Here is an 11,516-nt window from a genome sequence, read left to right on the forward strand (position 1 = left end):
GGGACGTGTGTCAGGTGATGAGGCCGCAGGCGCGGCCGGCCTTCTCCAGCGTCGCGACGGCCGTGTCCAGGTCCGCCTCGGAGTGGGTCAGGTTGACGATGGTGCGCAGCCGCGGCAGTGTGCGCGGCACCGCCGGGTACACGATCGGCTGCACGAACAGCCCGTCCTGCTGGCACAGGCGGGCCATGGCGCCCGCCTGTTCGGCGCTGCGGCAGATCACCGGCACGACCGGCGTCTCACCGGTGAGCGTGTCGAAACCGAGCGCCCGCAGCCGCTCCCGGTAGCGGGTGGTCCTGGCCCGCAGTTCCCGGGGCAGTTCGGGGGCGGCGTCGATCACCTCGATCGCCGCCCGCGCCGCCGCCACCTGGGCCGGGGTGGCCGCCGCGGAGAACATCCAGCCGCGCGCGTTGTTCTTCAGCGCGAAGACGAGGTCGCTGGACCCGGCCACGTAACCGCCCGCGCTGGGCACGGTCTTGGAGAGGGTGCCCATCTTCACGTCGACCCGGTCCGGGTCGATGCCGAAGTGCTCGGTGATGCCGCGCCCGGTGGGGCCGAGCACACCGAGGCTGTGCGCCTCGTCCACCATGAGCGGGGCGTCGTACCGCTCGCACAGTTCGACGATGCCCGGCAGGTCGGCGACGTCGCCGTCCATGCTGAAGACGGCGTCGGTGACGACCAGTCTGCCCGCGTCGCCCGCCTTGCGCAGGGCGCGCTCCAGGTCGGCGAGGTCGTTGTGGGCGTAGGTGAGGACGCGGGCGCCCGACAGGCGGTAGCCGTCGAGGATGCTGGCGTGGTTGTAGACGTCGCCGATGATGACGTCGCCGGGGCCGACGAGCGCGCCCACCGTCGCCACGTTCGTCATGTAGCCGCTGGAGAAGACGACGGCGTCCTCGGTGCCGAGGAACCGGGCCAGCGCCAGCTCCAGTTCGCGGTGCAGGTGGAGGGTGCCCGCGAGGAGCCGCACCCCGTGGGCGCCGGTCCCGTGCCGCTCGACGGCGCGCAGCGCCTGCTGCTCGATGTAGTCGTGGCCGATGAGTCCGAGATAACTGTACGAGGCGAAGTTGAGGAACCAGCGGCCGTCGAACTTGATGTGGGCGCCCCGCGCCTCCTCGATCACGGGCTCGTAGAAGTACTCGTCCTTCGCGACGATCACCCGGTCGTCCACGGAGAGGGCGTCGATGCGCCGCTCCAGGAAGGTGCCGCCGGGCCGGTCGGAGAGCCGGCCGGGGAGGGTGCGCCGGGGGACGCGGGGGGCGGAACGGGGCGTGTCGGGGGCCGGTGCGGTCACGGGTGCGGCGACCTCGGGCACGGCCGTCGCCGGGATCACGGCCTGCGGCGGCCGGGGTGCCGGCGGGGCGGTCGGGGCCGGGTACTCCTCGGCGCCGGCGGACGCGGGGGCGCGGAAGCGGTCCCAGTCGGGGACGAAGGAGTCGGCGGCGCTCCGGCGCACGGCGACGGCGGGCGCCGGGTGCGCCGGGGCCGACGCCGGGTCCAGGACGGGGGCCGGGGCTGGGGTCGGCGGGGTTGCTGCGGGTGCGGGGGCCGGATGTGTGGGAGCCGGGGTCGCCCGGGGCGCGGGCACCGACGGCGGGGCCGACGGTCGCAGGTGGTCGACCAGCGCGCCGACCGTGCTGTGTTCGAAGAACACCATCGGGTCGACCTCGAAGCCGTCGACGGACAGGGACGCCGCCAGTTCGACGGCCATCATGGAGTCGAGGCCCAGTTCCAGCAGATCGTCCTCGGGCGCCACGGCGTCGACGTGCAGCACGTTCCGCACAGCCGAGGTCAGCGACAGCCACAGTCCGCCTTCCGGCGTCACAACGGTCATGGGTTCTTCCTTCGCGTGGGCGGCGGCGCACAGGACGTAGTGCGCGGGAGGACGGCCGAGGACGGTGCGCAGCAGGGCAACACCGGCGTCCGCCGTGAGGACCGGTACGCCGTGCGCGGCGGCTTTCGGGGCGATGCCCTCGCCCATGCCGACGCTCCACAGGCCCCAGCCGAGGCTGAACCACGGCGCTCCGTCGGCGCGTCTGCGGGCGGCGTAGCCGTCGAGGTAGGCGTTGGCCGTCGCGTAGGCGCTCTGGCCGAGGTTGGCGCGGACGGCGGCCACGGACGAGAAGAGGGCGACGAAGTCGGGGGGACCGCTCGCGGCGATCAGGTCGTCGATCGCGTGCACCCCGCCGACCTTGGGGGCGAGGACGTCCGCGACCTGCTGCGGTGTCAGGGTGCGGGCCAGGCCGTCGCGCAGGACTCCCGCCGCGTGGAACACGCCGTCGAAGCGTGCGGCTCCGTCGAGTGCCTTCGGCAGCGTCCGGACGTCGGCGGCGACGGTGTGCAGGTCGCAGCGGGCGCCCAGCCGGTCGAGCCGTGCCCGGCCCTCCCCCGTGTCCGGGACCGTGCGGCCCACGAGGGTCAGATGGGCGCAGCCCTCGGCCGCGAGGAACTCCGCGATCCGCAGGCCGATGCCGCCCATTCCCCCGGTGATGAGGAAGCGTCCGCCGCGGAAGCGGGGAGCGGGCGTCGGCGCGTCGGCGCCGCCCGGCGGCAGCGCGTCGGGCGGCCCGGCCGGTTCGAACGCCGGCCGGTACCAGCCACCGGGGCGGCGGGCGAGTTCCGGCTCGGCGTGTCCGAGGAGGTCCGTCGGCGTGCAGGTCGTGAGGTCGGCGCCGGGCTCCAGGTCCAGCAGGCGCACCTCGGTGCGGGGGTGTTCCACGCGCAGGGTGCGGCCGAGGCCCCACAGGGAGGTCATGAAGGGGTCGACGGTCTCCTCCCCCGTCACCCGGTGGGCGCCGCTGGTGACGATGAGCAGGTCCGGCATCGGCGGTCGGGCGGCGAGCCGCCGGACCAGGGCGAAGACCCCTGCCAGGGCGTCGCCCACCCGGTCCTCGTCCGTCAGTCCGTGCGGCGCCTCGTAGACCACCGCGCCGACGGGCACCTCGTCGAGGACCTCGTCCAGGCGCTCCGGCGTCAGCTCCTCCGGAGCCAGCCGGACGGCCGGCGGTCCGTCCGACGCCGGCGGCCTCAGCCGTGAGACCAGCAGCAGGGCGCCTCGGCGTTCCCGTGGCGTGCGGGTGGGCCGGGTCTCCCGCCAGACCGGGGTCTCGACCGCACCGGCGGCGGGCGGGTTCCGCTCCTCCGCCGCCGTGGCGGCCGGGGCACCCGCCGTGGGCGACTTGAGTGTGATGCGCTCCAGTTCGAGCAGCACCTCGCCCTGCTGGCTGCAGACGGTGGCCCGCCCGCGCACGGCACCGGTGCGGGCCCCGGCCGTCGTGTCCCGCTCGACGAGGGCGAGGGCCGTGCCCGAGAGGGGCCGGCGGGCCACGAGCCGGCCCACGTACCAGGGCAGGCAGGCCCCGGCCGTTCCGTCGTCGAGCATGCCGAGGGCCTGGAAGACACTGTCGAGCAGCGGCGGCGGCACGAACCGGGTCGCGTGCAGGTCGTCGTCGGCGCGCAGGACCAGCAGCATGCGGTCCGTCCCCCGGTGCGCGGAGCGGACCACCCGGTAGGCGGGCCCGTACGTGATGCCGCTGGCCCGCCGCCACGCGTCGATGTCCGTCAGCGGGACGGGCCGGGTGCAGCCGGCCCGCAGTGCGTCGACGTCGATGTAGCGGGGCGGCGGCATCGGCACGCCGCGGGCGCGCGCCGAGCAGTGCTCGACCGGCGCGCCACCCGCGTCGTCGCCGGCCGTGGATCCGGCTGCGGCTGCGGCGGTGGCGGAGAGGACCGAGCACCGTCCGTCGTCGGCCGTGGTCACCCGCAGGTCGACGCCGGGTCCCGTCACCCGCAGGGGGGTGTGGAAGGTGACGTTCTCCAGCGTCCACACCCGGTCGGGGCGTCGGGCGTCGCAGGCGGTCAGCACGGCGTCCGTCTGGAGGGCGGCCGGTACGACCGGTGTGTCACCGATGCGGTGGTCGCGGACCAGCGGATCGGTGGCGCCGAGGTGCACCCGGAAGCCGCTCATGTGCGGAGGTCGAACCGCTCGGTGGCCTTCACCAGGCCGTTCACCTGAATGTCGACGGTGTGCTCCCCGGGGTAGTAGCGGCGGGTCTGGACCTCCTTGACGGGATGGGACTTGCGCACGGTCCGCCGCTCCCCCGCGGCGAGCCGCAGCGTCGTCAGTTTGAAGACCTTGGGGATGCTGCGGCCGTTCTTGCGCACGTGGTGGACGACGTAGTCGACGGTGACGTTGTGCGGCCGGTCGTCGCCGTTCTCCACGGTGAAGTCGATGAGGAGGGTGTCGCCGACGGTGACCGCGCCGGGCGTGACGCGCAGGGCGGACACCTGGACGAGTTCGCCGCCCGTCGCCCCGAGGATGGCCAGTGCCTGCTGGTCACCCTTCTTGACCAGGGTGCGCAGGGCGTGCTTGACGATCCAGTCGGTCTCGGGGGTGGGGCTCTCCTCCAGCCAGCGCAGCGCGGTGGCGAGCGCGAGGTCGGGGGTGTCCTTGGAGATGTCGTTGAGGTTGTTGGCGACGGACTTGCGGACGTACTCGGAGGGGTCGCTGCGCAGGGGTTCGAGGATCTCCAGGACGGGCCGCGGGTCCTTCACGAAGACGTCGAGGGTGCGGGCCCACGGCAGGCGCGGGCGGATGCCCTCGCTGGCGAGGCGCCGTACGTTGTGGCTGGGGCTGTGGGCCCACTGCGCGACCCGCTTCATGGTCAGCTCGTAGTGGTCCTCGACGAAGGGCCTGATGGCGTACTCGCCGGTGTGGCGCCGGGTGATCTCCTCGATGGCGTCGAGGGACACCTCGGGGTGGTCCCGGCCGTACTCCTCCACGAACCTGGCCACCGGCATCAGGAACCAGCTGGTGTTGAACATGCCCTCGCCCTCGGCGAGTTCGTCACCGAGCACCGGCAGGAGCACGGACACGGCCGTGGGGTAGTCCTCGGGGAGCCGGCTGCGCAGGCCCTCGGTCAGCACGAGGACGCGGTCCTTCAGTTCCTTGCCGGGGATGCGCTGTTCGACCTCGGCGGCGTACCCCTCGACGTCGAAGTCGGGGTGCACGGCGCTGACCTTGCCGCCGATGAGGCGTGCGGCCTCGCCGTTGAAGTGTCGCTTCAGTCCGTATTCGCTAGCCATGGTGCTCGGGCCTCTTCGTCTCGTGCGTGTGATTGCCGTGGGTGGTGGTCGTGGGGGCGGGGCCCTGGGCATCGCGCGTGCCGGGGGTGATCCAGAAGCGTCGGCGCCGGAAGGGGTAGCCGGGAGCGGTGGTGACGCTCTGGCCCTTGCCGTGGTGGAGGCCGGTCCAGTGCATCTCGGCGCCGGTGTGGTTGTGGTGGGAGGTCAGCGCGGCGTGCAGGTGCGGCTGGTCCTCGCGGCCCCGTTGGAGGGTGGGGATCCACAGGGGGGTGAGGTCGGGGCGCGCCTCGGCGAGCGTGGCGCGGGCGAGGGGGATCAGCTGCGGGTGCGGTCCGATCTCCCAGACGGTGTGGGGGCCGGTCTCGGCGAGGGTGGTGACGGCCTGGCCGAAGCGGACGGTGCGGCGGATGGCCTGGGCCCAGTGGCCGGGGTCGGTGGCGGTGACGTCGCTGTGCCAGGTGCCGGTGAGAGCGCTGGCGAAGGGGATCGCGGGCGGCGCGAGCGGGGTGGCGGCCACGGCGTCCGCGAAGGGGGCGAGAGCCGGTTCCATCACCGCGGAGTGGAAGGCGTGGCTGACCGTCAGGGGCTGCACGCGTGCGGAGGTCTGCCGACGGAAGCGGTCCATCACGTCCGCCGGGCCGCTGAGCGTGTGGACGCGGGGCGCGTTGTGGGCGGCGATCTCGAGGCCGGGGTAGGCCCGCAGTTCCGCGGCCAGCGAGTCGGCGTCGGTGTGGACGACGGCCATCGTCCCGGTCGCGGGCTGGGCCTGCATCAGCCGGCCGCGGAGCGCGGTCAGCCGCAGCAGGTCGGGCAGGGCGAGGACGCCGGCCGCCCACGCCGCGGTCAGTTCGCCCAGGCTGTGCCCGGCGACCACGTCGGGGCGGATGCCGACGGCCCGCAGGAACGTCACCAGCGCGACCTGGACGCCGACGATGCCGATCTGCGCGTACCGCGTCTGGTCCAGGAGGTGCCGTGCGTCGCCGTACAGCAGGTCGAGCAGGGGCACGTCGCTCCAGGGGCGGAGCAGGTCGGCGCACTCGTCGAGGGCGTCCCGGAAGTGCGGTTCGGTCGCCCTGAGTCCCTCACCCATGCGGGCGTACTGCGAGCCCTGCCCGGTGAAGAGGAAGGCGGTGGTCGTCGCCGTCCGGGCGTGGCGGGTCGTCGGGGTCGCCCCGGAGGCGACCTCGGCGAGCCGGGCGGCCAGCTCGGCGGCGGTGGTGCCGTGGACGGCGGTGCGGTAGGGGTGGGCGGCCCGTGCGGTGTTGACGGTCCGGGCGAAGTCACCGAGGCGGGCGTCGGAGAGCGGATTGTCGGAGAGCGGATTGTCTGAGGGCAGATTCCTGGAGGGCGGATTCTCGGGGATCCGATGCTCGGTGGTGTGGTTCTCGGAGAGCCGTTCCTCGGGGGTCCGTTCCTCGGCGAGACCGGTCAGGTGGTCGGCGTAGGCGCCGGCCAGGTCGCGCAGGGCGGTCTCGTCGGCCGCGCTGACGCGGACGATGTGGCTGTGCTGCGGCAGCGGGGTGTCCCTGACGGGCCGCGGTGGCTCCTCGACGACGACGTGGGCGTTGACGCCGCCCATGCCGAACGCGCTGACCGCGGCCCGCCGCGGATGCCCGCCCCGCGGCCAGGGCAGGGCACGGTCCGCGAGATAGAACGGCGTGTCCTCGAAACGGATACGGTCATTGGGACGCCTCACGTGCAGCGTCGGCGGAATCACCCCGCACTCCATTGCCAGCAACGCCTTCACCAGACCCGCCAGACCCGCCGCCGGCTCCAGATGACCCACATTGGACTTCAGCGAACCGATCGCACAGAACTGCGCCCGATCCGTGTGCACACGCCACGCCCGGCTCACCCCGTCCACCTCGATCGGATCACCCAGACTCGTCCCCGTCCCATGCGCCTCCAGCAACCCGATCGTCTCCGGAGACACCCCCGCGTCCCGCAACGCCTCGGCGATGACGTCACGTTGGCCTCGAGGGCTGGGCGCCGAGTAACGGGTGGTGCGGCCGCCGTGGTTCACGGCCGCGCCCTTGACGAGGCCCCGGACCGGGTCGCCGTCCCGTCGGGCGTCGTCGTGGCGTCGCAGCACGACCGCGACGGCGCCCTCTCCGGGGACGAAGCCGTCGGCCGTGCTGTCGAAGGCCCGGCAGAGGTGCCTCGGTGACAGGGCCATCAGGTCGCCCATCGAGCGGAAGTACTCGGGGCTGAGACCGGCGTGCACCGCGCCGATCACGGCCGTGTCGATGTCACCGGCGCGCAGGTGCTGGAGGGCGGTGTGCAGGGCCACCAGCGACGACGAGCAGAGGGTGTTGACGAGGCCGCTCGGACCGTGCCAGTCCATCAGGTACGACAGCCGGTTCGGGATCATCGCCTCCAGCCCGAGCCCCCGGCCGTCGGGGACACCGTGTCGGGCCCGCTCCTCGTGGTAGTGGTCGTGGCTGTAGGCGATCCACAGACCGGTCCTGCTGTCCGCGGCCCGCTCGCCCGCTCGTCCCCCGTCCTCCAGGGCCTGCCAGATCGTCTCGTACACGATCCTCGCCTGCGGGTCGATCAGCGGTGCCTCGCGGGGCGAGATACGGAACGGGCCCGGGTCGAACTCGTCCACGGCCTCCAGGAACGAGGCGTACGGGACGGGCCCGTGCGGCGGCCTGCTCCAGCGGCCGTCCGGCAGGGGGCCCACCGTGTCGCGCCCGCCGTACAGGAGGTCGGCGAAGTCGGCCAGGGTGTGCGCGGTGGGGAGCCGGACGGCCGCGCCGACGATCGCGATGTCGCGGGCGCGGGGTGATGCGGACGGGGACGAAGCCGGGGTGGGCGCGGGGGCGGCTGCGGGTACGGGACGGATGGTGGCTTGTGCGGCCGGGGGTGCGGTGGGGGCCGTAGCGGCGGGTGGTTCGGCCGGCCGGGCGGCGGGCGGCGGTTCGGGAGCGGGCGCCTCGTCCGGCGAGGGGGTTGACGGCGTCGAGGGGGCGAGGGTGGCGGCCACGTCCGGCGACTCCGCCACGAGGAAGTCTGCGAAGAGACGGGGCGTCGGGTACTCGAAGAAGACGGTCGGGTAGAGGGACAGCCCGAACTCCCCGGAGATCCGCTCGCTCAGCGACACGAGGCCCACCGAGTCGAACCCGGCCGACAGGAACTCCGTGTCGGCGTCGCCCGCGGAGGTCCCGGTCAGCTCCAGGAACCAGTCGAGCACCCGGTCGGGTGTGGCGGGCCGGCGGACCGGCGCGGTCGGCTCCGGTGGCGGTGGCGGGGCGGAGTCCAGGGCGGCGGGCGGGTCGGCGGGTGTGTCCGTGGACAGGTCGGCGGGCGCTTGCGTCTCCCGTCCGGGCGTCGGTGGTGCGGCGGGGCGGCGGGCCTGCGGGCGGTCCTCGGCGAACGCCTCCGCCGGTACCCGCTTGGACGACATGTCGGCGAGGACGAGCAGCGGTCGGCCCTCGGCGTCGGTCACCGTCTGGGTGACGCGGCAGGCCTCCTCGTTCCAGAAGGCGGTCTCCGTGCGGACGTAGGCCGCGTCGTGCAGCGGACCGTGGACGTGGACGCCCGCTGCCGACAGGGGGATGAACGCGGACGCCTCGGACGCGCCGAACACCGGGTTGTCCGGGGCGATCGCGGCGATGGTGACGCTGTCGAGCAGACCCGGGAACAACTCGACGCCGGGATCGTTCATCTCGCGCTGCCGCGCCCCCTCGACGCGGGCGAGCGTGCCGCCGTCGGGCAGGCCCGCCACCCAGGAGATGTTCCGGTAGTAGCGGCCGTGGTGGTAGCCGATCCGCCGCAGCCAACGGTAGAGGCCCGACCCGGCGTGCACCTCCCCGCAGGAGCCGAGCAGCGCGGCGACGGGCACCGGGGCGGGCACGGCGGCGGCGTCGCCCAGCAACCGGCCGGTGACGAAGGGGCCACCACCCTGCTCGTCCTCCACCGTGAAGCGCCCCTGAGCGTCGACGCGGCACACCACGCGGCACGCGCCGGAGGGGATCAGCGGGCGGTGGAAGAGCAGGTCCCGCACCCCGTGGAACGGTTCGCCGCGCAGCGCGGCCCCTTCGCGCAGGAACTCCAGCCACGCCACCCCGGGAAGCATGATCCTGCGGTAGACGGCGTGCTGCGCAAGGGGCGCCTCGCCCGGTCCGAACACCCGCGCGAAGACGTAGCCGCCGGGTCCGTCGTCCCGCACGAGTGCGGCGGGCGCGCCGGGTTCGGGTGAGCGCAGCGGCTCACGCAGGTCGAGGGCCCGGCCGCGGGACTGGGCCGACGGCAGCAGACGGGTGCGCCACGCGGTGTCCCGCTGGTAGGCGGCCCAGTCGATGTCGCGACCCGCGGTGAAGAGGCCGGCGGTGATCGAGGCGAGCTCCGCGGCCACCTCCCGGTCGTCGCGGGCGCGGGCCAGGCGCGCGCACAACTCGTCGTCGGCCGTCGGCTCGTACCCGGTCGCGGGGGCCGGGTCGCCGTCGCGGCGGAGGACCTCGGCGAGTGCCTCCTCCAGGGGGACACGGCCCCAGGCGAAGTCGCGGAGCGCCTCCCAGCCCGCGGGCAGGTCCACCGCGGTCCGTGGCACTCCGGTGTCCCGCAGGGCCACGGTGAGGGCGATCCCCTCGCTGATCCGCAGCAGTTCACCGGAGAAGTCGGCCAGGCGCACCCCGGTCGCCGTCTCGAAGAGGCCCATGATCTCGTGCACGGCGGGCACCGCACGGTCGAGCGCGACGAGCCAGGCGGGGGGTGACGCCTCCGACGTGGGGCGGACCCGTACGGCGGTGTCGCCGGGCGGGGCGTCGTCCGCGGTCTCTGGGCGGAGGAGCCAGGCACGCAGGGCGGACGCCAGCTCCGTCGCGTCGGCCCCGGTGACGGCGATCCGCGCGGCGCGGTGCGGACGGGCCAGCCTCGCGGTGGCGCACACGTCGTCGAGGTCACCGGTCGCGGTGGGCAGGAACCCGATCCACTGCGCGACCAGTTCCCGCAGCGCGTACGGCGTGTCGGCGGAGAGCGGCAGCACCTGGGGCGCCACCCGTGCCGCCGTCGTGCGGGACGACGCGCCCGCGCGGTCCTCCTCGCGGGAGACCGGGGAGACCGGGGAGACCGGGGGGAACGGGGCGACGGCTTCGGCGACGACGTGCGCGTTCGTCCCGCCGAAACCGAACCCGCTCACCGCGGCCCGCCGTACGGGCACCTCGGGCCAGGCGCCGTGCGCGGCGGGCAGGCGGAAGGGACTGCCGGCCAGGTTGAGGCGGGGGTTGGGGTCCTCCACGGTGAGCGCGGGGATCATGCCGTCGCGCAGCATGACGATCACCTTCGCCAGGCCCGCCAGGCCCGCCGCCGAGTGCAGATGGCCGATGCGGCGTTTGAGGGAGCCGAGCGCCACGGACTCGCGCGGTGCGCCGAGCCGCCCGAACACCTCCGTGAGGGCCCGCGCCTCGATCGGGTCGCCGATGGCGGTACCGGTGCCGTGGGCCTCGACGTACTGCACGGACAGCGGGTCGATCCGCTCGTACACCTTGCCCAGCAGTTCGACCTGGGCCTCCAGGTTCGGCGAGGTGACGCCCATGGTGCGGCCGTCGTTGTTGACCGCGCTCGCGGCGATCGCGCCGAGGATCAGGTCGCCGTCGGCGCGTGCCGCGCCCATCGGCTTCAGGACGAGCGCGACGGCTCCCTCGCCGGGGACGTAACCGTCGGCCCTGCGGTCGAAGGTCCGGCACAGGCCCGCAGGCGACAGGGCGCCGGTGCGGGAGAGCATGACGAAGGTGAGCGGGTCGATCAGCAGGTCCACGGCGCCGACGACGGCCAACTCGCAGGCGCCCGCCGTGAGGCTCTGGCAGGCCAGCCACACGGCCGTCAGGGAGGACGAACAGGCGGTGTCGACGACGAGGGCGGGACCGGCCAGGTCGAACCGGTCGGACAGCCAGGCCGCCGTGAAGTTCTGCGACCGCCCCCAGAGGGAGGCCGGCCGCGGCCCGTCGCCGGGGCCGTGCGCCGGGGTACCGGACAGTCCTCGGGTGCCGTCGGTGCCGAGGCCGCGGCCGTGGTCGAAGCCGTACGCGTTCATGCGGGCGCCGACGAACACGCCCGCGTCGAGCCGCCGGCGGGTCCCCAGATAACCGGAGTCCTCCAGCGCCCGTGCCCCGACCTCCAGCATCACCCGCTGCTGCGGGTCGAGGAGGACGGCGTCCTCGGCGGTCAGGCCGAACGCCTCGTGGTCGAAGGAGAACGGGTCCTGCAGGAAGGCGCCCCGGTGGTGCGTGCCCTGGTGGCTGCCGTCACCGAGGTACAGCTCGCGGGCCCAGCGGCTCGGCGGGACCTCGTCGACCTCGACGCCGTCCCGCCCCAGCAGGGTCGCGAAGTCCGTGACGTCCTCGGCCCCCGGGAGCCGTACCGCCATGCCGATGACGGCGATGCGGTCGTCGTGCTCGCTCACGGCGGTCCTCTCGTTCGGCTCGGTCGTCATGGCG

At 74.2% G+C, this 11,516-nt stretch carries 3 protein-coding genes; all 3 read right to left on the reverse strand.

Features of this window, described 5'->3' with window-relative positions:
• Positions 1-10: 10 nt before the first annotated feature.
• The 3 genes from GSY65_RS02150 to GSY65_RS02160 are packed head-to-tail and all read right to left on the reverse strand — an operon-like array spanning position 11 to position 11,512.
• Entirely contained in the window at positions 11-3,961 is a 3,951-nt protein-coding gene (locus tag GSY65_RS02150; RefSeq protein ID WP_159765667.1) for an aminotransferase class I/II-fold pyridoxal phosphate-dependent enzyme, read from the reverse strand.
• Entirely contained in the window at positions 3,958-5,079 is a 1,122-nt protein-coding gene (locus tag GSY65_RS02155; protein WP_159765668.1) for a DNA alkylation repair protein, read from the reverse strand. Before GSY65_RS02155 ends, GSY65_RS02150 begins: the two co-directional genes overlap by 4 nt.
• Complete coding sequence (locus GSY65_RS02160; RefSeq protein ID WP_236579667.1) at positions 5,072-11,512, reverse strand: type I polyketide synthase; 6,441 nt, start codon at positions 11,510-11,512, stop codon at positions 5,072-5,074. The genes GSY65_RS02155 and GSY65_RS02160 overlap by 8 nt, the downstream gene beginning before the upstream one ends.
• Between the last annotated feature and the right edge of the window lie 4 nt (positions 11,513-11,516).

This window comes from Streptomyces sp. HM190, assembly GCF_009857135.1.
In the GTDB taxonomy this organism is placed as follows: domain Bacteria; phylum Actinomycetota; class Actinomycetes; order Streptomycetales; family Streptomycetaceae; genus Streptomyces; species Streptomyces heilongjiangensis.